Annotated in this window: 26 protein-coding genes; 14 read left to right on the forward strand and 12 right to left on the reverse strand. The window is 68.0% G+C overall.

Annotated elements, in window-relative coordinates:
• Positions 1-104: 104 nt before the first annotated feature.
• Positions 105-776 carry a DNA alkylation repair protein gene (locus BS329_RS36435; RefSeq protein ID WP_076167459.1) on the reverse strand — a complete coding sequence of 224 codons (672 nt, stop codon included), beginning with the start codon at positions 774-776 and terminating at the stop codon, positions 105-107.
• Between the two features lie 261 nt (positions 777-1,037).
• On the opposite strand from BS329_RS36435, the gene BS329_RS36440 reads away from it, so the two are divergent.
• Positions 1,038-1,385: an STAS domain-containing protein gene (locus tag BS329_RS36440; RefSeq protein WP_076167460.1), complete on the forward strand. Its 348-nt coding sequence runs from the start codon at positions 1,038-1,040 to the stop codon at positions 1,383-1,385.
• 27 nt (positions 1,386-1,412) lie between these two features.
• A complete protein-coding gene (locus tag BS329_RS36445) occupies positions 1,413-2,657 on the forward strand; it encodes a PucR family transcriptional regulator (protein WP_076167517.1) in 1,245 nt (414 codons plus the stop codon).
• 5 nt (positions 2,658-2,662) lie between these two features.
• On the opposite strand, the gene BS329_RS36450 is transcribed toward BS329_RS36445, so the two are convergent.
• Positions 2,663-3,508: an SGNH/GDSL hydrolase family protein gene (locus BS329_RS36450; protein ID WP_143253350.1), complete on the reverse strand. Its 846-nt coding sequence runs from the start codon at positions 3,506-3,508 to the stop codon at positions 2,663-2,665.
• Positions 3,509-3,695: 187 nt separating this feature from the next.
• On the opposite strand from BS329_RS36450, the gene BS329_RS36455 reads away from it, so the two are divergent.
• Positions 3,696-4,622, forward strand: a complete 927-nt coding sequence (locus tag BS329_RS36455; protein ID WP_076167462.1) for a universal stress protein — start codon at positions 3,696-3,698, stop codon at positions 4,620-4,622.
• Positions 4,623-4,626: 4 nt separating this feature from the next.
• Here BS329_RS36455 and BS329_RS36460 read toward each other — a convergent pair whose 3' ends face one another.
• A complete protein-coding gene (locus BS329_RS36460; RefSeq protein ID WP_076167464.1) occupies positions 4,627-4,998 on the reverse strand; it encodes a hypothetical protein in 372 nt (123 codons plus the stop codon).
• 69 nt (positions 4,999-5,067) lie between these two features.
• On the opposite strand from BS329_RS36460, the gene BS329_RS36465 reads away from it, so the two are divergent.
• The gene (locus tag BS329_RS36465; RefSeq protein ID WP_076167465.1) at positions 5,068-6,138 is read left to right on the forward strand and encodes a carboxylate-amine ligase; all 1,071 of its coding nucleotides are present in this window, start codon (positions 5,068-5,070) and stop codon (positions 6,136-6,138) included.
• Between the two features lie 343 nt (positions 6,139-6,481).
• Here BS329_RS36465 and BS329_RS36470 read toward each other — a convergent pair whose 3' ends face one another.
• Positions 6,482-7,288: a polysaccharide pyruvyl transferase family protein gene (locus tag BS329_RS36470; protein WP_244197433.1), complete on the reverse strand. Its 807-nt coding sequence runs from the start codon at positions 7,286-7,288 to the stop codon at positions 6,482-6,484.
• 125 nt (positions 7,289-7,413) lie between these two features.
• On the opposite strand from BS329_RS36470, the gene BS329_RS36475 reads away from it, so the two are divergent.
• From BS329_RS36475 to BS329_RS36485, 3 genes are all read left to right on the forward strand, one after another.
• On the forward strand, positions 7,414-8,013 hold the full coding sequence (locus BS329_RS36475) for a flavodoxin family protein (protein WP_076167469.1): 600 nt from the start codon (positions 7,414-7,416) through the stop codon (positions 8,011-8,013).
• 40 nt (positions 8,014-8,053) lie between these two features.
• On the forward strand, positions 8,054-8,434 hold the full coding sequence (locus BS329_RS36480; protein ID WP_084750644.1) for a hypothetical protein: 381 nt from the start codon (positions 8,054-8,056) through the stop codon (positions 8,432-8,434).
• A 96-nt stretch (positions 8,435-8,530) separates the two neighbouring features.
• Positions 8,531-9,205, forward strand: coding sequence for a DUF6766 family protein (locus BS329_RS36485; protein ID WP_076167522.1), 675 nt, complete (start codon positions 8,531-8,533; stop codon positions 9,203-9,205).
• Here BS329_RS36485 and BS329_RS36490 read toward each other — a convergent pair.
• The 3 genes from BS329_RS36490 to BS329_RS36500 form a co-directional block, all read right to left on the reverse strand.
• Complete coding sequence (locus BS329_RS36490) at positions 9,181-10,251, reverse strand: FUSC family protein (RefSeq protein WP_076167471.1); 1,071 nt, start codon at positions 10,249-10,251, stop codon at positions 9,181-9,183. The two genes, BS329_RS36485 and BS329_RS36490, sit on opposite strands and share 25 nt — an antisense overlap.
• Before the next feature lie 16 nt (positions 10,252-10,267).
• Entirely contained in the window at positions 10,268-11,122 is an 855-nt protein-coding gene (locus BS329_RS36495; protein ID WP_076167473.1) for an SDR family oxidoreductase, read from the reverse strand.
• A gap of 75 nt (positions 11,123-11,197) precedes the next feature.
• A complete protein-coding gene (locus tag BS329_RS36500) occupies positions 11,198-12,622 on the reverse strand; it encodes an NB-ARC domain-containing protein (RefSeq protein ID WP_076167475.1) in 1,425 nt (474 codons plus the stop codon).
• Between the two features lie 235 nt (positions 12,623-12,857).
• Between BS329_RS36500 and BS329_RS36505 the strand changes: the two genes are divergently transcribed.
• Together BS329_RS36505 and BS329_RS36510 are read left to right on the forward strand one after the other, a co-directional pair.
• On the forward strand, positions 12,858-13,493 hold the full coding sequence (locus BS329_RS36505; protein WP_244197434.1) for a hypothetical protein: 636 nt from the start codon (positions 12,858-12,860) through the stop codon (positions 13,491-13,493).
• 60 nt (positions 13,494-13,553) lie between these two features.
• Positions 13,554-13,802 carry an MmcQ/YjbR family DNA-binding protein gene (locus BS329_RS36510; RefSeq protein ID WP_244197435.1) on the forward strand — a complete coding sequence of 83 codons (249 nt, stop codon included), beginning with the start codon at positions 13,554-13,556 and terminating at the stop codon, positions 13,800-13,802.
• A 296-nt stretch (positions 13,803-14,098) separates the two neighbouring features.
• On the opposite strand, the gene BS329_RS36515 is transcribed toward BS329_RS36510, so the two are convergent.
• Positions 14,099-14,584, reverse strand: coding sequence for a winged helix-turn-helix transcriptional regulator (locus BS329_RS36515; protein WP_076167479.1), 486 nt, complete (start codon positions 14,582-14,584; stop codon positions 14,099-14,101).
• A gap of 91 nt (positions 14,585-14,675) precedes the next feature.
• Between BS329_RS36515 and BS329_RS36520 the strand changes: the two genes are divergently transcribed.
• Positions 14,676-15,224 carry a dihydrofolate reductase family protein gene (locus BS329_RS36520; protein ID WP_076167480.1) on the forward strand — a complete coding sequence of 183 codons (549 nt, stop codon included), beginning with the start codon at positions 14,676-14,678 and terminating at the stop codon, positions 15,222-15,224.
• Positions 15,225-15,333: 109 nt separating this feature from the next.
• On the opposite strand, the gene BS329_RS36525 is transcribed toward BS329_RS36520, so the two are convergent.
• Together BS329_RS36525 and BS329_RS36530 are read right to left on the reverse strand one after the other, a co-directional pair.
• Positions 15,334-15,687, reverse strand: coding sequence for a hypothetical protein (locus tag BS329_RS36525; protein ID WP_076167524.1), 354 nt, complete (start codon positions 15,685-15,687; stop codon positions 15,334-15,336).
• Positions 15,688-15,840: 153 nt separating this feature from the next.
• Positions 15,841-16,248 carry a VOC family protein gene (locus tag BS329_RS36530; protein ID WP_076167482.1) on the reverse strand — a complete coding sequence of 136 codons (408 nt, stop codon included), beginning with the start codon at positions 16,246-16,248 and terminating at the stop codon, positions 15,841-15,843.
• Between the two features lie 202 nt (positions 16,249-16,450).
• On the opposite strand from BS329_RS36530, the gene BS329_RS36535 reads away from it, so the two are divergent.
• Positions 16,451-17,071, forward strand: coding sequence for a UdgX family uracil-DNA binding protein (locus BS329_RS36535; RefSeq protein WP_076167483.1), 621 nt, complete (start codon positions 16,451-16,453; stop codon positions 17,069-17,071).
• A gap of 1 nt (position 17,072) precedes the next feature.
• Here the strand turns inward: BS329_RS36535 and BS329_RS36540 are convergent, their stop codons facing one another.
• Both BS329_RS36540 and BS329_RS36545 read right to left on the reverse strand, forming a co-directional pair.
• Positions 17,073-17,264 carry a hypothetical protein gene (locus BS329_RS36540; protein WP_076167485.1) on the reverse strand — a complete coding sequence of 64 codons (192 nt, stop codon included), beginning with the start codon at positions 17,262-17,264 and terminating at the stop codon, positions 17,073-17,075.
• Between the two features lie 117 nt (positions 17,265-17,381).
• Positions 17,382-18,344, reverse strand: coding sequence for a TIGR03557 family F420-dependent LLM class oxidoreductase (locus BS329_RS36545; protein ID WP_076167486.1), 963 nt, complete (start codon positions 18,342-18,344; stop codon positions 17,382-17,384).
• 109 nt (positions 18,345-18,453) lie between these two features.
• On the opposite strand from BS329_RS36545, the gene BS329_RS36550 reads away from it, so the two are divergent.
• The 3 genes from BS329_RS36550 (at position 18,454) to BS329_RS36560 (ending at position 20,088) form a co-directional block, all read left to right on the forward strand.
• Positions 18,454-18,786, forward strand: a complete 333-nt coding sequence (locus BS329_RS36550; RefSeq protein WP_076167488.1) for a plasmid stabilization protein — start codon at positions 18,454-18,456, stop codon at positions 18,784-18,786.
• Between the two features lie 64 nt (positions 18,787-18,850).
• Positions 18,851-19,303, forward strand: a complete 453-nt coding sequence (locus BS329_RS36555) for an ATP-binding protein (RefSeq protein WP_076167489.1) — start codon at positions 18,851-18,853, stop codon at positions 19,301-19,303.
• Entirely contained in the window at positions 19,300-20,088 is a 789-nt protein-coding gene (locus BS329_RS36560) for a SigB/SigF/SigG family RNA polymerase sigma factor (protein ID WP_076167491.1), read from the forward strand. Before BS329_RS36555 ends, BS329_RS36560 begins: the two co-directional genes overlap by 4 nt.
• The last annotated feature ends 86 nt before the right edge of the window (positions 20,089-20,174 follow it).

The following is a 20,174-nucleotide window of genomic DNA, read 5'->3' on the forward strand; positions in this document are numbered from 1 at the left end:
CGACCATCACTTACGCTCGCCGCAGCTACTCATCTTCACCAGCCCGGTGGCGTTCAAGCCCGATCAGGGTGTGGCGATCACCGCGGCGGTCCTGTGGCGCCTCGTCACCGCGATTCCTGCCGTCGCACCATCTCGGCGATCCACACGGGCGCGAACGGCGAAGTGCAGTTCGGCGGAGTCGGGTAGTCCTTGAGCACCTCCAGGCGCTCGCCGATGCCGATCGCCCGGGCGCGGTGCTCGGCGTGCTCGATCCCGATCAGCGCCAGGCAATGGTTCATCGCCCATTGCAGGCGATCCGGGGCGTCTTTCATCTCTTTTTCCACGTCGTCGAGCAGCCGGGCGAGATCGAGGCCTTCGGGTTTCTTCGCCACGCGTTCGGTGGTCAACGCCCAGCCCGCACTCGCGACCACCGGGTCCGGATCGGCCAGCCACGCCACACGTAGCTCCTCGGCGTGCGGGCTCTTCTTCACCACGTAGTTGACGAGCCAGTCGTGGACCTTCGGAGTGCGCGCCTCGCGCACCATGCGGTCCAGGTCGTCCCGTTCGAAGGCCTTCGGACGGCAGATCACCAGTGCGACCAGTTTCGCCGCGGTGTCATCCGTCTCCCAGAGCTCGACCGCGAGGTCCTGCTGCGTCTTCAGCCGTTTCGCGATGGCGCGGAGCTTGCCGAGATTCACGCCGTGATCGTCACCGTGCTTCTCGTTCACCTCGCGTGCCCTCGGATCTTCGAGGGCCGCCAGCTCGGCCATCACCTCGGCCACCGTCGTCCCGGTCACGTCGCCCTCCCGTCCGTGCGCGTGGGATCCACTCTAAGGCCGGTCCCGACGAGTGGGCCGGACCTCGCTCATCCGGCAGGTCGGGCCGTGGGGCTGCTACGGTTGTCCCGTCGCGGTTCAGACACCAGCCGCCGGGTCCCTTCTTTGGGGTCCGGCATGCCCATCGAGGGCAGCAGCCGGCCCCTCCCGTACCGGCAAGGAGTCATTTTGACCGACTATCGCGCGCCCGCCTCCGATCCACCCCGTTCTCCCCGGAGATTCGTGTCCCCTCTCGACGTCTCGGTCACCGCGTCCGGCACCGACACGGTGGTCACCGTTTGCGGCGAAATCGATCTCGCGGTCTCCGACGGCCTGCGGCAGACGCTGGAGGACGAACTCCGGTTCACTCCCGCGGCGTTGATCGCGGACCTCTCCGCGGTCACGTTCTGTGACTCCACCGGCTTCACGGCCCTCGTCCAGATCAGGGCGAAAGCCGAAGAATCGAGGGTCCCGTTCATCCTGGTCACCCAGGAACGGGCCTTGCTGCGCCCGATGTCGCTCCTCGGCCTCGACGCCGTCTTCAACGTGCATCCGACGCTCGACTCGGCACGGGACGCGCTCAGCCGCTGACCCGGTCGGCTGCCATGATGGGTGGTCGTGACGGGTGACAAGGATCCAGGGTTCCGCATCGGCGGCCGCCCGCTGGCGGGACGGCTGACCGAAGTCCTGCCATCGCTCGCGAAGGCGGTGCTCGCCGAGATCGTGTCCAGGATCCCCGAGTACGGTCACCTGCCCGCCGAAGAACTCAGCGGCGACATCACGCACGTGATCGAACAGAACCTGCGTTCGTTCATCGACACGCTGCGCACCGGGGCGACACCCACCCAGGAGGAACTCGATTTCCTCCGTGAGTCGGCCGCCCGCCGCGCCGAAGAGGGCATCCCGATCGACATCGTGCTCACCGCCTATCACATCGGCATCCAGGTGGTCTGGGCGTCGCTGACTCCGGACGCGCGGCCGGAGGAGGTCTCGGACGTCCTCGCCGTCAACGCGCTGACCTTGCGTTACCTCGAAGTCGTCACTCCCGCCGTCGGCGCGGGGTACCTGGACGAGCGCCGGACGATGTTCGACGACGAGCGGTCGGCGCGCCACGCGGTGCTGTCCGCCCTGCTCGACGGCGAACCCGCCGACGTGGCGGCGGGACAGGCGGGCCTGCGGCTGCCGCCGTGCTACATCGTCCTCGCGGCGACGGTCGGGGCGCATCCGGACGAGGAGGCCAGTGGAGTCGACCCGTTGGTCGCCGGACGCCGGAAACTCCGGCGGCTGCGGGTCGAACTGGAGCGCCAGATCCGCGGCACGGTCCTGACCTCGCTCACGCCCGAGGGCGGCGTCGCCTTGCTGCCGCATGAAACCCCGGTGGGCGAACTGTCCACACGCGACTGGGCACGGCTGGAACGGGTCCTCGCCGACGTCGCCCGCACGGCGGGCGCGGAGGTCATCGCCGGGGTCGCGGCGGCCGGGCCCGCCGGGGTTCCCGCCGCGGCGAAGCTGGCGCAGGACGTGCTCGCGGTCGCCACCGGATCCGGGCGGCCGCCGGGGCTGTACCGGCTCGACGACGTCCTGCTCGAGTACCAGCTGTCCCGGCCCGGTCCGGCTCTCGACCGGCTGGCCACCCGGCTGGAACCGTTGGACGGCAACGAAGAACTCCTCCAGACACTGGAGACCTTCCTTCGCCTTGGCGGGCGGCGGCAGACCGCCGCCGCCCTCCACGTCCATCCCAACACCGTCGACTACCGGCTTCGCCGGATCGCCGACCTCACCGGGCTGGACCCTACCCGGCTCGAACACATCGCCTTGCTGAACGCGGCGCTCGCGGCACGGTCGGTGACCGGCCGGGGATGAACGGGTCAGCGTGCCGCTTTCGCGATCGCGGCACCGAACACCGCCATCCCTGACGCGTTCGGATGCAACGGGGCCGCGGCGTGCGCGGGGATCAGGCCTTCGAGGTAGCGATCACGCGGGGCGGCGCAGATGTCATGCCCGACGGTCAGCGAAGCGAAGTCGACGAACGTCGCGCCGCGGGCCTCGGCCTGCTTCCGGGCGGTGGAGCTCATCAGGTTCATCACGCTCTGCAGGTGGTTCGCGTCCCGCGCCCAGACCGGCTGCACGGGATAGCAGCCGTTGTGCCGGATGTAGGTGCCGTATCCGGTCACGAGGATCTTCGCGTGCGGTGACCTGGCTCGGATCTCGTCGAGGGCGGCACCGAATTTCGGGGCCCACGCCCGGATCGAGTCGCCGAGGGGATCCTTGCCACCCGCGGTGAGCCGGTCCGCGCACGAGAAGCCCGCCGGTTCCGGCAGCGGGTTGATGCAGCCGATCGCCTGCTGGAACAGGCCGGAGTCGTTGGCGCCCATGGTGATCGACACCAGACCCGTCGACGGCTTGAGCGCGTCGAGTTGCGGCGCGAGGACGCCGAACCGCCGGTTCGTGAGATCGGCCGTCACCGCACCCGAACACGAAACGTCGGTCAGCCTCGCGCCGAGCGCCGCCGCGGCGATCGCCGGGTAGTCGCGATCCGAACGCAGGCACAGCAGGCCGGGATCCTGATTCGGGATCAACGGCCCCGCGGCGGCGGAATCGCCGAGCGCGACGTACTCCAGCTGCCCCGCCCGCGCCGGCGTCGCCGCCGACGTCACCGCCACCGTGGCGGCCAGCGCCACCAGTCCTGCCTTGACCCGCCTGCCCAGCGCCATCCCAGCCTCCAACGTCGTTGTTGTTACCGCCCGGTAATGCGTCTTCACATCTTGCGGTCGGGCGACCGGCACGGACGTGGGGAATTTCCCAGAGTTGATCCAGGCGCCGTTGTGACATGTCACCAGAAGAGGAAGGCTTGACGATCAGGGGAAACGGGTATCTCCAGCATGTCGGAGGTGATGAGCGGTGTCCCCTGAACAGACCGGAAGCGGTCCCGTGGTGACCGGATTCGACGGCTCCCCGGAGGCTCGCCGCGCCGTCCGGTGGGCGGCGGCAGAGGCGACGAAGCTCGGGCGTGGTCTGGTGCTTGCGTATTGCACCAGGGATCGGTTGCCGCCACCGGGCGCCGACCCCGTCGCCGCACCGCTGGCCGGAATGGTCCCGGAGGCCGCCGAAGACGCGGACGCGGTGGAACCGGCGCGACGGCAACTGGACACCATGGCCGAAGCGTTGCGGCGCACCGACCCGGATCTCGATGTCCGGACCGTCGTGCAAGGCGGTACGCCGGACGAGGTCCTGACGTCGGTCGCCGACGAGACGGACGCGGTGATGATCGTGCTGGGCGAATCCCACACCGGAGTGTTCACCCGCGCCGTCACCGGATCGACCGAAGCGGAGGTCACCCAGCACGCAGGCCGCCCGGTGGTCGTCGTCCGCGGGGAAGAACCCCCTCAGGGCGGGCCGGTGATCCTCGGGACCGACGGCACGGACCAGAGTGCCAAGGCGGCCGGGTTCGCGTTCGCTTTCGCGGCGAGGCACGGCCTGACCGTCCACGCGGTCCACGCCGCGCGAATACCCGTCTGGGGGCCGGTGAGTGAACCGCTGCTCGGCGGGCCGGTGCTGGATCCGGCGCCGCCGCTCCCGCAGGACGTCGTCGACGAACTCGTCGACCGGCAGCTACAGCCGTGGCGGGAGCGCTATCCGGAGGTGCCTGTCGAGATCGTGCACGGCGTCGGCCCGACTTCGCAGGCCCTGACCGTGCAGTCCAGCGAAGCGGCATTGCTGGTACTCGGCCGGAGTGACCACGGCAGCCTCCGGCGCCTGCTTCTGGGTTCGGTCAGTGACGACGCGCTCCACCACGCGCATTGCCCGGTCGCGGTGGTCAGGTCGTAGCGGCTCAGCCGTCCAGCGGGGCGGCCATCCCGCCGAGCAGGCGCTGCGAAGCCTGGAGTTCTTGTGCCATCAGCAATCCGGCCGCTCGTGCGCCGGCGAGCGCCAGGCCGACCCCCGCCACGGTGTCCCAGGCTTCGGCCGTCGGACCCGTGCGGGGGATCCCGCCGTCCAGCAGGCTTTCCTCGAGCTGCTCCTGGAGGCCCGGCAGAAGGTGGGCGAGATCGTCGGACAAGCGGCGCAAGGCCCCGAGTGTCCGATTGAGATCGGCCATCGAGTCGGGTTCGCCTTCCCGCACCCGGCGGTACAGGAAGCGCACGATGGAGGAGGCCTGCGCGGCCAGCAGGTACGACGGCGGTTCCGCCGAGACAGGGTCCATGCCCGGAAATACCCGGAACCGGTATCGGAAAACAGGTTTGCCGATCCCGCCGCGGGGTACCCCGGCCACGTGAACGATGACGACCGCACTTTCGGCATCGAAGAAGAGTTTTTCGTCGTAGACCGCGAAGGGCATCTCTCCCAGAGCGGCAACACGGTCGTCGACTCCGCCGAAGAGGCCCAAGGTGAACTGCAACACGAACTCACCCGGACACAGGTGGAATCGGCGACCGGGATCTGCCGGACGAGCGACGAAGCGTTGGGGCAGTTGAAGGCCCTCCGCGCCGAACTGTCCGAAGCCGCGGCTCGGCGCGGCTGCCATCTTCTTCCGTGCGGAAGCCCTCTGCTGGTCGAAACCAGTTTCCCGCGCATCACCCCGGACCCCCGCTATCAGCGGATCGCCGAACACTTCGGTGCCACCGCGCGCACCACGAGCACCTGCGGCTGCCACATCCACATCGCGATCCCGGACCGGGAGACGGGGGTCCGGCTGATCACACGGGTCCGGCGCTGGCTGCCCGCTTTGCTGACGCTCACCGCGAATTCCGCGATCTCCGACGGCGCCGACACCGGCTACAGCAGCTGGCGGTACCAGCAATGGACCAGATGGCCGTCGGCGGGACCGCCGCCGGAATTCACATCGCTGGACCACTACGAGAGCATCGTGGACGCCTGGCTGCGCGCGGGTGCGATCCTCGACCGCCAGATGGTCTATTGGGACGTAAGGCTTTCCGAGGGCCAGCCGACGGTCGAGTTCCGGTTTTCCGACGTGGCGGCGACACCGGAGGAGGCGGTGCTGCTCGGTATCCTGATCCGGGGTCTCGTCACCACGATCCTCGACGACGGACCGGCTGCCCCCTTGTCCAACGAAGTGCTGCGCGCCCATCTCTGGCGCGCCTCCCGGGAAGGGCTCTCCGGCCGGTGCCCGCATCCGCGCACCGGCGATCTCACACCCGCGCGCGCGGTGATCGGCGATGTCGTGGATTTCGCCGCGGCCGCGCTGGAGTCGACCGGCGATCTGGACTTCGTCCGCGACGGCTGCGCCCGGCTGTTCGAGAGCGGGAACGGGGCCGACCGGCAACGGGCCAAGTTCTCGGAGCGGAAAAGTCCCGAGGACGTGGTGGAGATGCTCATCCACTGAGCCGAGTGGATTCGGTGACCGACGCGCCGACGTCCTTGCCCCGCCGAGGCTGCCCACGCCGGTCCACCTCGCGACCGGCGGACGCACAGCCCCGCTGCACCGGTCGCTGATCTCCGGTTACCCGCTCACCCGGCGTCAAACCTGATCGCGCGGAACTTTCCGATGGCGATTACGGGAACACCCGTCACTAACCTTTCGCAGCCGTCGAGCCGGGAATGCCCATCGGCGTGCGCGACACCCACCGGCGACGTGGGCATGCTCTGTCCAGTGTGGACTGTCGCCCTAGCCGGTTCCGGCGGCGGCTTGACGAGGAACGGCGGGGACGAACACCGCCGAACCAGCGCTAGCGGACGGGACCGGCCTCGAAGACCTTCACCATGTCCCGCAGCAAGCCGTTGTCCGACGGCAGCGCCCGAAGCGCGGCGACCGCCCGCCCCTGCACCGAAGAACACCAGCGCCACCACGAATCGAGGTTCTCGGCTTGGCCCGACTCCTCGGCCGGGACGAGCGCCGGCCAGCCGAGCGCGTCGGCCTGGGCCGTCAGCGCGCCGCCGCCGTCGACGGGATCCACCGCCAAGACGGGAACACCTGCCCGCAACCCCAGCACCAACCCGTCCAGCCGGGTCGTGACCACCACGTCCAGATGCGACAGGATCGACGTGAACTGGTCCGGCGTCGCACAACGCGCCCAGTCCGTGGACGCCAGGCCCGGGTCGAGTGGCACTCGCCCGCAGTCGATCCCGGTGAGCCACCTCGTCACGCGGGATCGGACGGCGGTGGGTTCCGGCCCGAGGATCAGGCCCGCGACCAGCACCTCGTCCGTCGAGGCGTCTACCGAGAGGTCCGGGGTGGCGATCCCCTGGTGGTCGCGGGCCAGCACCTGGTCGAACCCGGTGACCGCGTCGTCGCCGGGATCGGTCACCGAAACCCCGACGGCGATCCTGTGACAGTGCGCGAAGCGCCGGTGCACCTCGCGCACCTGTCTGCCCCGCGCGGCCCCCGAGACGAACACGACGTGGCTGTACCTCGCCGGATCCACTTCCTCGTAGTTCAATCCCTCCGCCCGGAAGGACGGACCCCACGCGAGATCATGCGGCACCTCCGCCAGCGACAGCGCGGCGTCGACCCGCCGCATCCCGAGCACGTCCACTGAAGTCGCTCCGCCATGGCGGAAGCTCGCCCACCCAATCACCAAAGCACGCATACCCGACGCGTACCCGGCTTCGCCCGATTCACACGGGTTTCCTCAAATGCCGGGCCGGGTAGCCCGTGGGCATGAAGGCTCTCGCTCTCGTGTGTTCTCTCAAACCATCGCCCGCGGCGTCGAGCAGCGCTCTGATCGCCCAGCAGGTGCTCGACAAAATGGCGGAACGCGGTGTCACCGGTGAAGTGGTGCGTGTCGTCGACCACGACGTCAAACCCGGGGTCGAAGCCGACATGGGCGACGGCGACGCCTGGCCGGAGATCCGGCGCAAGATAGCGGACGCGGACATCCTGCTGATTTCGACGCCAACCTGGGTCGGCCATATGTCCAGCGTGGCGCAGCGGGTGCTGGAACGGCTCGACGCGGAACTGTCCGAAACGGACGACGAGGGCAGGCCCGCCATGTTCGGCAAGGTCGGGATCACCGCCGTGGTCGGCAACGAGGACGGCGCGCACAAGATCACCGCCGACCTGTTCCAGGCGCTCAACGACACCGGTTTCACCGTGCCCGCGCAAGGGGGGACCTATTGGAACGGCGAGGCGATGAAGGGCGGCGACTACAACGATCTCGACGAAACACCGGAAGCGGTCGAATCGACCAATTCGACCGTGGCCCGCAATGCCGTCCACCTCGCGAAACTGCTGAAGGAAAAGCAATATCCAGCGTCGTGATCGACGTGTGAACCGGCACCCGCGGGGGTAAACCACCTCCGTGATCATCAAAGCACTGGCGTTCGGCCTGAGTTTGCTCCTCGCCGGTTGTGCGGGTGCGAGCGGGCAAGAGCCGGTGAAGGTGACCGCGGGGCGGTTCCTGAGCGCCCTCGCGTCGGGTGATCATGGCTCGGCGTGCGCGCTGCTCGCGCCCCGGGCACGGGAATCGTGGGCCCCGGCGGACTGCGAGGGTGGGATCGCGGGGGCGAACGTCCCGGACGGCGTGCCCGAGACGGTTTCCGTGTGGAGCGAGGAAGCCCAGGTGAAGACCGCCCGCGACACCCTTTTCCTGCACGAATCCCCCACCGGTTGGCTGATCACCGGAGCCGGCTGTCGGCACCGCAACGAACAGGTCTACGACTGCGTGGTGGGCGGGCCATGAGGTCGCGCGCGGTTTTCGTCGGCTACCTGGTCTTCGTCGTGGCGGGCCTCGGTTACTGCATTCTGCTCGGGCTGCTGCACCGGTGAGGGGCCGATGATGCGACGCTTTCTCCGCGACAACGCGCTCTCGCTGGGCTTCGGACTCCTGTTCCTGCTGAGCCTCGCCGGACAGGCGTTGTCGGGCCTCGCCGCCTACAACGACGGACGGCTCAGCCACGCGGCCGAACCTGTCGGCATGCTCGACTATCTGATCTCCGCCGACTTCGCCGTCGACGTCGCCGAAAACTGGCAATCGGAATACCTCCAGTTCTTCCTTTACGTCTTCGCCACCGTGTGGCTGTTGCAGCGGGGCTCTCCCGAATCGAAACCCGCCGACCGGGCCGGTCTGGAAACAGACGAGGAGCAGCAGATCGGGCGGCACGCGACCGGCGATTCGCCGCGATGGGCCCGGCTCGGCGGATGGCGGACGGGACTCTTCTCGATGTCACTCGGCCTGGTGATGCTGGGGCTCTTTCTGCTGTCTTGGCTGGCCCAGTCCGTGGCCGGGATGAGCGCCTACAACGCCGAGCAGCTCACCGAGTTCGGCGATCCGGTGTCCTGGTTCGGCTATCTGACCTCATCGGACTTCTGGAACCGCACCCTGCAGAACTGGCAGTCGGAATTCCTCGCCATCGGGTCGATGGCGGTGTTCAGCGTGTACCTGCGCCAGCGCGGCTCCCCGGAATCGAAACCGGTCGGCGCCCCGCATCACGCCTCTGACGAATCCGGGTGATCGAGTCGCTGGACGAGACGGCGGGCGGGCAGCGCCATCGCCCCGAGCCCGATCGACGTCGTGACCTCGTCCGTGGGCGTGACGAGCAGGTGGTCGATCTCTTCGACCAGTCCGCGCGAGTGGTCGAGCTTGTCCGGGTCACCCGACCGCGCCACCTCGGCGAGCGCTTCGAGCAGTTCGCCGACCACCCCGCGCGCGTACTCGCCGGGATGCCGGAACGGCTGGTCGCTTTGGGCGGCTTCGCTGACCGCGTCGATCAACTGGGCGAGCGGCGGCCACAGCGAGATGAGATTCACCAGCTGCCCTTCCCCGGTCTCACGCCTGCGGCGGAGATTCAGGTAGCGACCCTCCCTCGTCCACCCGATCGCCTCCTCCGCCTCCGCGACCAGACTGCGGACGTCGCGCAGGCGTTCGTGCAGCAGGTCCGCCGCCTCGGGCGGCTCACTGCCGCGGACCAGCGCGGCGGTCTCCTCGAGGACGTCCCCGATCGCGGAGGCGAGCCGGGATGTCGCCTCCTTCAGCCGCTCCCCGTGCAGAGGCGGGAGGACGACCGCGTTCAGCACCACGCCGATCGCCGCGCCCAGCGCGGTCTCCAGCAGCCGATCGGCGAGCAGGACGGGCTCGGTCGCGTTGCCGTAGGAGATCAGCAGCATTCCGGTGATCCCGACCCAGACCCCCGAATCGCCGAACCCTCGCCACGAGCCGATCAGCAACCCGACGAAGACGACCAGACCGAGCGCCACCGTCACCGACGGGATCAGCTGGCCCGCGCCCGCGGCGAGCAGCACTCCCCCGGTGACCGCGCCGACCTGTTGCGCCCAGCCGCGCACCGACCGGTAGACGGTGGCCTGCACCAGGAACACGGCCGCGTACGGCGCGAGAAAAGGCTGCGGGAGCTGGAGGACCGAGGTCGCGACGATCCACGCGATCACCGCCGCCGCTGCCGCTTTAGCGGTCTGGAGGACGCTTCGCCGTTCCTCCCCCGGAACCCGGAACACCCTGCCTAGCCAGGCGAAAGGCGACGTCCACCGGTTTCGTGCGTTCATCACTCCCCTGCCGCCGCTACCCGGGCGTCGTCTCGCCGCCGAGCGCGGCGATGACCTCACCGCTGTAGTACGACGAGAGCCTGTTGGACGCCAGGAAGACGTACGAAGGCGCGAGGTCATCGGGGTGGGCAGCCCGCTCGAACGGGACCTGGAGGCCGAACTTCTCGACCTTCTCCGGCGGGAACGTCGACGGGATCAACGGTGTCCACACCGGACCCGGCGCGACACAGTTGATCCGGACGCCCCGATCGGCCAGTGCCTGCGCCATCGCGTAGGTCCAGGCGTGCACGGCGCCCTTGGTGGCGGAGTAGTCAATCAGCGACTTGTTGCCCCGCAAGCCGTTCACCGAGCCGGTGTTGATGATCACCGAGCCCTTCTCCAGATGCGGCAGCGCGGCGCCGGTCACCCGGAAGTAGCTGTGGATGTTCACGTCGAAGGTGTGGGTCCACTGCTCGTCGGTGAGATCTTCCGGTGAGTCGACCGGCCATTGCGTGGCGACGTTGTTGACCAGGATGTCCAGACCACCGAGTTCACCCACGGTGCGGTCCACGATCTCGCGGCACTGTGCCGCCTCGGCCAGATCACCCGGTAGGAGGAGGCACTCGCGCCCCTCCGCCCGGACACGCTCCTCGGTGTACTTCGCGTCCTCGTGCTCGTTGAGGTAGGCGATCGCGACATCGGCGCCTTCCTTCGCGAAGGCGATGGCGACCGCGCGGCCGATCCCGGAGTCACCGCCGGTGATCAGAGCGCGTTTGCCCGCCAGCAGGTCACGGCCTTCGTAGTCCTCCATGGAGTCACGAGGAGGCGGGTCCATTTTGGACGTCACGCCCGGCGGGTCCTGCTGCTGCGGCGGCCGTAACCTGTCTGCCATCGGTACTCCTCGGATCGGGTGCTTTCCGCGTCCTTGGTACCCGGATGAACTCGCTCCTGAACATTTCGCTCGCCTTCATTCGTCGACTTGTCCGGTCCACGCGGCCCGCGCCCGGCGCCCCGCCATCGGGACCGCGGCGGCGAGCGGGCCCGGTTCCCGCTGCCGTTCGGCGGCGAACGCGCTCACCAGACGGGAGACCGCGTAGCGCCCGGCGACGTTGGCACGTTGGAGAAGTCCCGCGTCCACGACGGCTTCGAGGAGCTCGTCGGCGGTCTCGATCAGGATGCCCATCGCCGCGGCGACCCCGACCGACGTCGTCCAGCCCGCCCCGCTCTGTCCGAAGTGGTGGATGGCCTCACGCCCGGCGGCCGAAAGACGTTCGTACGCGGAGGTGAACCGGTCCCGGACGTTGACGTCACCTACAGAGAGGCTGTCCATGAGCCGTTCGCGGTCGGCGAGCTGACCCGCCGTGTACGCGATCGCCCATTCCGGACGCGCGGCGATCTTGCGGCCGACGATGTTGATCGCCAGCGGAAGGTCACCGCACAGTTCGGCGATCGTGTCGGCGGCGTCGTGCTCCCCCCGGATCCGGCTCGGACCGGCGATCCGGCCGATCAACGCCAGCGATTCCTTGCGCGTGAACGTATCCAGCTCGACCCGGTTCGTGTCCTCCAGCCCGAGCAGCCGGGCGCGGCTGGTCACCACGACCTGACTGTGCGGGGCCTGGCCGAGCAGCGGCCGCACCTGCCCCTCGTCACCGACCCCCGCGAGGAGAACGAACAACCGGCGTTCCGCCAGCAGGGACCGGTACAGGCCGATGCGCTGCATCGGGTCGTCGGGCACGAGATGCGCCGGCACGCCGAGCGCGCGCAGGAAGCCGCGCACGATCCCGTTGGCCGAGCGACCACCGGTTCCGCTGTCGCTCAAGTCGGCGTAAAGCTGACCGTCCGGGAAGTCGGCGGCGACCTCTTCGGCGAGCCGCAACGCGAAGGCGGTTTTACCTACCCCGATCGGACCACTGACGAGCAGCGGCACTTTGACCGGGCCGGTCGCCCCGATCATCTCGGCGGCGTCGGCGAGATCCCCTTCCCTGCCGACGAAAGTCCTCGATCCCATGGGCAGCTGGGCAGGACGGGCGAGGTGGACGGCCCCGGATGCCGACACGGGGGCACCGTCCATCGGGATCTCGGGCTGCGGTGCTGGTGCGGGTTCTTCCCGCACCTCGACGCCACCGCCCGTCCGCCCGGCGAGACTCCGCCAACGTCGTTCCCACGCCGCGCGATCCCCACCGCACGCGGAAACGAACGCCAGCGTCACGGCGAGCGTGGGCAGCCGGTGGCCACTGGCCGCGCTGGACAGCACGGATGGCGCGAACAGCGCCGTTCTGGCGAGTTCCCGGTAGCTCGGGTTTCCCGCCCGGTTCCGTAACACCCGCAGATCATGAGCGAATGTGGCGATCGGACCAGTGGAGCCGTCCAACGGTCGCTCTGGTCTGCCCATGCCTTCTTCCTCCCTGGATGAGGCAACGCGATCGCGCTGCGTGACCGACATCCTCGCGGTCCTCCTGACCACAACACTAAAGGACCAAAGAAGCTTGCAGCAGATACAAATAGGTGACTCACTGTACAAAGTCCAATAGTTGGACGCGGAAATTCACCCCCTTGGTGGCACCGGATAGGGTTCCCACATGTCTGGCTCTCTCCCCCCTCTCGCCGAACTCCGGCGTGCGGCCGAAGTGTTCAACGGCTTCGCGAATGCCGACACCTCATGGCTTCGACTCAACGAAGAAACGCGTTCCGCGATCGACCTGTCACAGGCCGCACATCGCGCAATTCTTCTTCGGTGGCTGAACTCGTGGGGATGCCGGATTCGGTATCCGCGGGAAGGGGAGCCCGCCCCCTTCGACGACGGGGTCCGGCACTGGTGGGAGACCTGGGGCGCCACTCTGCCGTCCGTGGACCTCGTCCATCTGACGGATGCGGGCATCGACACGGCCGCGAAGGCGTACGCGGACCTCTCGGGCGTCGTCGTCTCAACCGGACGGACAAGACGCACATTGGGCCCGACCGCCGCGGCCAAGGCACTGTATGCGTTGCGGCCCAACACGATCATTCCGTGGGACGCCGCCATCGCGGCCGCCATCCACGGCGAGCGCGACGGCGCCGCGTTCAGCAGGCACCTGCGCCTCGGCCGCACCTGGGCCGCGGCGGTGATCGCGGAGGCGGGGGACGAGATCCCCGCCCTTGTGGGCAGACCCGTGTCACTGGCCAAGGTCCTCGATGAATATCTTTACGTCGTCTTCACCATGGGCGACGCGGGTGACTGGGGAACGAACAGCGGAGGATGGTGGAAAAATGGTAACGGGGGATGACGTCCAGGCAGATCGCTTCGGAGCTGCCCCGCGCCCGCACGGGACCGGGCGAAGTTCCGCGTGGGGCGAATCGTGTTCCTTTCCCTCTCACCTGACGAAACCCTGCTGGGATTCGCATATCCCAAAGAAGAGCGGGAAGCACTCATGGCAGGCGAGCCGGACAAGTTCATGATGCCGATTCCGTCCGATATGCGCCATCAGTGGGTTCTCGCCCGGCTGTCCGCGATCGATTACGAGGAGTTACGAGAGCTGATCGCCGACTCGTGGCGAATGTGCGTGCCGAAGAAGGCGCGGTCGGAATACCTCTAAAATAACCTCCGCTTTTCGGAGTGAGCCGTTCAGCCCTGTCGACTACCCTTTTCGGTCGCGTGAATTCCCTTTCGAGCGGTCGAAAAGGCTCGTTCCGGACAGAAGCCCGTCACCCTGCGCAAGCTGATACGGAAGCCCGGTAGGCACTGCGGCGTGTTCACACTGTGCCCCGCCATCGTTTCGTCCTCGCCGCGCTTCTCCCGCGCGACAAGCAGGCAAGGCGCCCTCACCTGACAACCCTGAGGCCCTGCGGTCGCACTGGCCCCCGCAAGTAGCCGACTACTTGCGGGGGTTCGTCAGAGTGCACCGTCGTAGGCGGCGGCGAGTCGCTCCAGCACGCCGGGCCCGTCCCGGTCCGGCGCCTGCTCGCCGAGGTGGACGACCCGCAGTTCGGCCATGAACTCCGCCCACAGTTCCGGCCCGCCCGCGGCGAGCAGTTCTGCACGCACCCTCAGGCGTTTCGTGGTCGGGCGGTGGGCCAAGCCCCACGAACCGAGCTGGGCGAACACGGGCACCAGCTGGATCGAAGCCTCGGTCAGGCTGTACGCGGCCCGCTTGCCGGGCCCGACGTCCTCGCGGGTCAGCAGACCGGCCTTGACCAGACGTTTCAGCCGGTCGGCCAGGATGTTGGACGCGATCCCCTCTTCGGATCCGGCGAGCAGTTCGCGGAAATAGCGTCGCGTGCCGAACATGATGTCCCGCAGCACGAGCAGGCTCCAGCTGTCGCCGAACGCCTCGATCGCGGCGTTGATCGGACAGCCCGACCGGGCGGGTTCCGCCATCCTTTCACCTCCGGAAGAAGTGATTGCAAACTACCATCACCCACTCTACGGTGGGCAAACCGATTGCACATCGCAAGCAGAAGGAGGCGAGATGCTCGAACCACGGATCGCGAGCGGAAAAGTGCTCTGGCACTTCACGATGTCCCTGGACGGCTTCGTCGCGGGCCCGGGTCACGGCATGGACTGGATGGGCGGGATCACGGCCCGGCCCGACCTCATCGACCAGTACGCGACGACCACCGGCGCCGTCCTCGGCGGCCGCGACGGCTGGGACGCCTGTCCCGACCCCAGCGGCATCTACGGCGGCGCCTGGCAGGGGCCGCTCTTCGTCCTCACCCATCATCCGGAGGACGCGACACCCACCGAAGGCGTCACCTTCCTGAACTGCGGCCCGGCCGAAGCGGTCCGGATCGGACTGGAGGCGGCGGACGGGAAGAACCTCGAAGTGTTCTCGCCGGACATCGGCCGCCAGCTGCTCGAACTCGGGTTGATCGACGAGATCGACCTGCACATCGCACCGGTCCTGCTCGGCGACGGCATCCGGCTGTACGACAACCCGGGCGGCACGCCGATCCGCCTCCACGGACTCGGGCAAACGGACCCGTTCGCGGTCGCCGACGTCCGCTACAAGCCCATCTAGTTCTACGACACGCAGAAATTTTTCGACACTGTGCAGATTTTTCTCTGCATTACGTGCGCTCCACCGACTTCCCGACGGCCACCGGATCGCGTCGGACTGACGTCGGAGTTCAGTTCCGGTTCCCGTACGACTGCTCGCACGGATACCCGTCGCGATCGGCGTCCCAGCTCAGTGGTCGCCCGGCGTTCACCCAGGCGTTGAACGCGTAGGTGAACGAGTACCCCTCGGCGAACAGACGCTGACACGACGTGAGACCGGGCGCCACGGGCACCCGCGTGACGGTCACCGGCGGCTCCACCACGACCACCGAAGTAGGTGGCGGGGCGACGACCGCGGTGGTCGTCGACGGCGGCACGATCTCCCGCACCACGGTGACCGGTGTCCCGGCGGTCGGCGTCCCGCAACCACCCAGTGCCGCAACGGAAACGACGGCACCCGCCGAAACCAGCAGTGCCGTGACCATCCTGTTCATATCCTCGCCCTCCGATGGAACCGCCGAATCCTCACGAGAGGAGAACGGCGGTTTCACCGGCGGCATAACGGGTTTTCCGCGATCGGAGCCACAAGGCCCCGGAAGTCGGGAGCTTCGGCAGGGATCGGACCGGGCCGGAATCCTCTAGCCCTGGATGACGTTCACCATCCACGAGATGCCGAACTTGTCCGTGCAGGCACCGAATTCGTCACCCCACATCTGCTTTTCGAACGGCACCGAGACGGTACCGTCGGCGGAGAGTTTCTCCCAGTACCCGCGCAATTCCTCACCGTCGTCACCGCTGAGGCTGACCGACAGATTGGTGCCGGGATCGTGTGTCATTCCCGGTGGCGTGTCCGACGCCATGATCGTGTAGCCGCTCGGTGATTCGAGCTGACCGTGCATGATCTGGTTTTCCACCGGCGAACCCGCCATACCGGACTCGCCGAACGTGTTCAGCGTCAGTTCTCCGCCGAACACCGACTTGTAGAATTCCATGGCTTGCCGGGCGTCGCCGGCGAAGCTGATGTAGGGATTGAGACGAGAAGCCACAGGACGCTCCTTCGGGTCGAGTCACGAGCATCCTGGCAGACGCCACCGGACGCGACAACGACCGAACTACGGCCGGGTGAATTCCTTCGCGCGACGAAATTTGATCCCGTTCGCCGAAAGCGGTGAGCGATTTCCCCAACGCGCTCCCCGTGACCACTCACGGCTGCGGTTTGGCCGGGTGGCAAGCCGGGAAAACGGGGGAATGGCGACCAAGGCACCCGGGGCGGAACCGCCCGAGACCGTCGATCTGCGCAGGCTCCGCTCAGCGGCGGCCGAGTGTCGTGGCTGCGATCTCTACCGCGACGCGACCCAGACCGTCTTCGGTGAAGGCCCTCGCGAGGCGGAGGTCATGGTGGTCGGCGAACAGCCCGGCGATCAGGAGGATCAGGCGGGTGCCCCGTTCGTCGGCCCCGCCGGGCGGCTCCTCGACCGCGCCCTCGACGAAGCGGGCTTCGACCGCCGGAAGATCTACGTCACCAACGCGGTCAAGCACTTCAAGTTCACCCGCGACGAACGCGGCAAGCGGCGCATCCACAAGACACCGTCGAAGACCGAGGTCGTCGCGTGCCGGCCATGGCTGCGCGCGGAACTGGCGTCGGTCCGGCCGGACCTGCTGATTTTCCTCGGCGCCACAGCGGCCAAGGCGCTGCTGGGCGACGACTTCCGCATCACCCGCAGCCGCGGCGAGCGGATCGAACTACCCGAGTTCGCCACCACCGCGGTCGCCACCGTTCACCCGTCCGCGGTACTGCGCGCGCCGGACCGCGACGAGGCGTATCAGGCCTTCGTCGCGGACCTCGTGGTGGCGCACGGCATCCGTTGAGTCAAGCCACTTCGGCGCTGCGGCCGCCGTCGTGCAGGCCGAGCATGTCCAGCAGGGTCGCGCAATCGTCGGCGTTCGTCGCCTGTGAAGCCACGACGCGGGCCGCCTTACGACGGATCGCTTCCTGCTCCGGCGAGTCCTGGCCCTCAGGGAGCAGGTCGGGTACCGGGTGGAGCCCGAGTTCATTGCTCATCAGTTCCCCTCGGTGAAAGGCTGGGTCGCCGCTCTGGTACCCACGATCGCCGACTTGCACACAGGTGTCCCCCGCTGGGTGAGGAGAGACAGTGCACCCCTACTTCGTCCGTGTGAATCAGCCGCGCAACGCCGGGAGGAGCGTCTCTTCGGCGAAACGGAGGAAACCTTCCTGCTGGTCTCCCCCGATCTGGATCAGGGCGAGATCGGTGAATCCGGCCGCCTCGAACTCGGCAGCCTGCTTCACGATCTGATCGACGTCCGGGCCGCAGGGGATGGCCGCGGCGACGTCCTCGGGTTTGACGAACTGGGTGGCACCGGCGAATCCCGCGGGCCCTGGCAGTTCGGCGTTGACCTTCCAGCCGCCGGCGAACCAGCGGAACTGCTCGTGCGCCCGCTGGATGGCGGCGTCGCGGTCCTCGCCCCAGGACACCGGCAGCTGGGCGATCTTCCTGGACGGCGGGCCGGGTTTGGTGGCGTCCCACTCACTGCCCAGCGACTCGTTCGGCTCGACGGCGATCATCGCGTCGGCGATCGGCGCGAACCGGGTCACCGACTGCGACCCGGACACCGCGATGGCGATCGGGACACGCCGCTCCGGCAGATCCCACAGCTTCGCCGAGTCCACCCGGAAGTGGTCACCGGCGTAGTTGAAGTACCCGCCGTCGAACAGCCCGCCGATGATCTGGACGGCCTCGGCGAGCATCTCGTGCCGTACGTTCGCCGGCGGCCAGCCCCGGCCGACGACGTGCTCGTTGAGGTTCTCCCCTGCTCCGAGCCCGAGGGTGAACCGGCCGTCGGACAGCGCCTGGATGGTCGCCGCCTTCTGCGCCACCACCGCCGGGTGGTAGCGCATGGTGGGGCAGGTCACGAACGTCATCAACTCGACCCGTTCGGTGCTCTGGGTGACCGCCCCCAGCACGCTCCACGCGTACGGCGAATGGCCCTGCTCGTCCAGCCAGGGGGAGTAATGGTCGCTCATCACCTCGAAGTCGAAGCCCGCCTTCTCCGCTCCGGCGGCGTATCCGACCAGGTCCTTGGGCCCGGTTTGCTCGGTCATGAGCGTGTAGCCGATCCGCATCGGCGCCTCCTTCCGTCTGACCTCCGCATACCCGTCCGTTCCGGGCGTCAACCGGAGGTTTATCCGGCTGAACGATCGGGGTACCTGAGCGGAGGAGAAGGGAGCAGTCATGCCGCAGCAGAGTTGGAGCGACAAACGCGAACGACAGTACAAGCACATCAAGGACTCGGCGAAGGACCGTGGAGCGAGCACGGACCGGGCGGAGGAGATCGCCGCGCGCACGGTGAACAAGAACCGCGCGCAGGCCGGCGAGTCGCGGGAGGCGAGCAAAACCTCCATCCAGGACATGTCCCCGCAGCGGCGAGGCGGCAAGCGGTCCGGCAACCGGCTGGGCCCGAACGGCCCCACCAAGGACCAGCTCTACAACGACGCGAAGAAGCGCAACATCGAGGGCAGGTCGAAGATGTCCAAAAAGGAGCTTCAGCGCGCACTTGGCCGTTGATCGCCTGTCCCGCGGCGGGTCCCCACCGCGGTTGCCCCATGGCCATGGACGGATAGGTCACTCAATGGATTCACACGCACGGGGCAGCCTCACCCCCGAAACCCGCCATGAACAAGACGGGTTTCTCGATCGAGTGGAACTCCGCCTCCCCGCCGAGGCGGAACAGATCCCCCTGGTCCGGACGCTCACCCACGGTGTGGTGGCGCGTGCGGACTTCGGCTTGGACGCCATTTCAGACGCGAAGATGGCCGTCGACGAAGCCTGTTCCCAACTGGTCCAGCCCGCAGAACTGGGAGCGACCCTGTGTTGCGTCTTTCACGAGATCCCGGAAGGGATAGCCGTCTCGATCTCCACGCGGACGGCCGGACCGCATCTCCCGAGCGAAACGACGTTCGGATGGCATGTCCTGACGACCCTGACCCGGTCGGTGGCGGCCCGGTGCGAGCCGATCCCCGGCGAAGCGGGGAGTACGACGACGATCGATCTCGTCCTGACACCGGGAACGAGCGACGGGTGAACGCCGAGCGCAGGTCGACCACCCGCCAGGCGGACGACTACGCCCATTGCCAACCGCTGTTCGACGAGATGTTCGCGCTGCCGGAGGACTCCTCTCGGCGCCAGGACCTGCGCGCCCGGCTGGTCACCGAACTACTGCCGCTCGCCGAGCACATCGCCACCCGGTTCTCCGGGCGAGGCGAACCTCGCGAGGATCTGGTGCAGGTGGCGCGGATCGGGCTGATCAACGCGGTCGACCGTTTCGACCCCGGCCGCGGCCATGACTTCCTCTCCTTCGCCGTGCCCACCATCATGGGCGAGGTCCGGCGGCACTTCCGGGACACCGGCTGGTCGGTCCGGGTACCGAGACGGCTGAAGGAACTCCACGTCTCCCTCAGCCAGGGCACGGCCGCGTTGTCCCAGCGCCTCGGCCGCGCGCCGACGCCGACCGAACTCGCCGAATATCTCGAACTCGAAGTGAACGAAGTGCGCGAAGGACTGCTCGCCGGCCAGGCGTATCAGACGTTGTCGGTCGACAAGCCGGTCCACGATGACGCCACCGAGGCCCTGTCCCTCGCCGACACGATCGGCGAAGAGGACCACGAGATGATCTTGGTGGAGAATCACGAGGCGCTGCAACCACTGCTGCGGGAGCTCCCGAAACGGGAACGCGCGATCCTCGTGATGCGGTTCTTCGGCGGCTACACCCAGACGCAGATCGCGGAGCGGGTCGGCATCTCGCAGATGCACGTTTCGCGGCTTCTTTCGCAGACGCTGGAACAGTTGCGAGGAAAGCTCTCGGAGTAGGGCACCTGTGTTTCGAGGGCACCGGCACGGACCCGCGTGAAGGCCCCCTTTCCTCGGCTGAGCCGAGGAAAGGGGGCCTTCACGCG

It is taken from the genome of Amycolatopsis coloradensis, from assembly GCF_001953865.1.
Classification (GTDB): Bacteria; Actinomycetota; Actinomycetes; order Mycobacteriales; family Pseudonocardiaceae; genus Amycolatopsis; species Amycolatopsis coloradensis.

What these genes read in the sequence shown, in the direction of transcription:
- BS329_RS36450 (WP_143253350.1), bottom strand. Translation starts at nt 3,508, where the DNA reads ATGGCGCTGGGCAGGCGGGTCAAGGCAGGACTGGTGGCGCTGGCCGCC.
- BS329_RS36460 (WP_076167464.1), bottom strand. Translation starts at nt 4,998, where the DNA reads ATGGACCCTGTCTCGGCGGAACCGCCGTCGTACCTGCTGGCCGCGCAG.
- BS329_RS36475 (WP_076167469.1), top strand. Translation starts at nt 7,414, where the DNA reads ATGAAGGCTCTCGCTCTCGTGTGTTCTCTCAAACCATCGCCCGCGGCG.
- BS329_RS36485 (WP_076167522.1), top strand. Translation starts at nt 8,531, where the DNA reads ATGCGACGCTTTCTCCGCGACAACGCGCTCTCGCTGGGCTTCGGACTC.
- BS329_RS36490 (WP_076167471.1), bottom strand. Translation starts at nt 10,251, where the DNA reads ATGAACGCACGAAACCGGTGGACGTCGCCTTTCGCCTGGCTAGGCAGG.
- BS329_RS36495 (WP_076167473.1), bottom strand. Translation starts at nt 11,122, where the DNA reads ATGGCAGACAGGTTACGGCCGCCGCAGCAGCAGGACCCGCCGGGCGTG.
- BS329_RS36500 (WP_076167475.1), bottom strand. Translation starts at nt 12,622, where the DNA reads ATGGGCAGACCAGAGCGACCGTTGGACGGCTCCACTGGTCCGATCGCC.
- BS329_RS36515 (WP_076167479.1), bottom strand. Translation starts at nt 14,584, where the DNA reads ATGGCGGAACCCGCCCGGTCGGGCTGTCCGATCAACGCCGCGATCGAG.
- BS329_RS36520 (WP_076167480.1), top strand. Translation starts at nt 14,676, where the DNA reads ATGCTCGAACCACGGATCGCGAGCGGAAAAGTGCTCTGGCACTTCACG.
- BS329_RS36525 (WP_076167524.1), bottom strand. Translation starts at nt 15,687, where the DNA reads ATGGTCACGGCACTGCTGGTTTCGGCGGGTGCCGTCGTTTCCGTTGCG.
- BS329_RS36535 (WP_076167483.1), top strand. Translation starts at nt 16,451, where the DNA reads ATGGCGACCAAGGCACCCGGGGCGGAACCGCCCGAGACCGTCGATCTG.
- BS329_RS36540 (WP_076167485.1), bottom strand. Translation starts at nt 17,264, where the DNA reads ATGAGCAATGAACTCGGGCTCCACCCGGTACCCGACCTGCTCCCTGAG.
- BS329_RS36545 (WP_076167486.1), bottom strand. Translation starts at nt 18,344, where the DNA reads ATGCGGATCGGCTACACGCTCATGACCGAGCAAACCGGGCCCAAGGAC.
- BS329_RS36550 (WP_076167488.1), top strand. Translation starts at nt 18,454, where the DNA reads ATGCCGCAGCAGAGTTGGAGCGACAAACGCGAACGACAGTACAAGCAC.
- BS329_RS36555 (WP_076167489.1), top strand. Translation starts at nt 18,851, where the DNA reads ATGGATTCACACGCACGGGGCAGCCTCACCCCCGAAACCCGCCATGAA.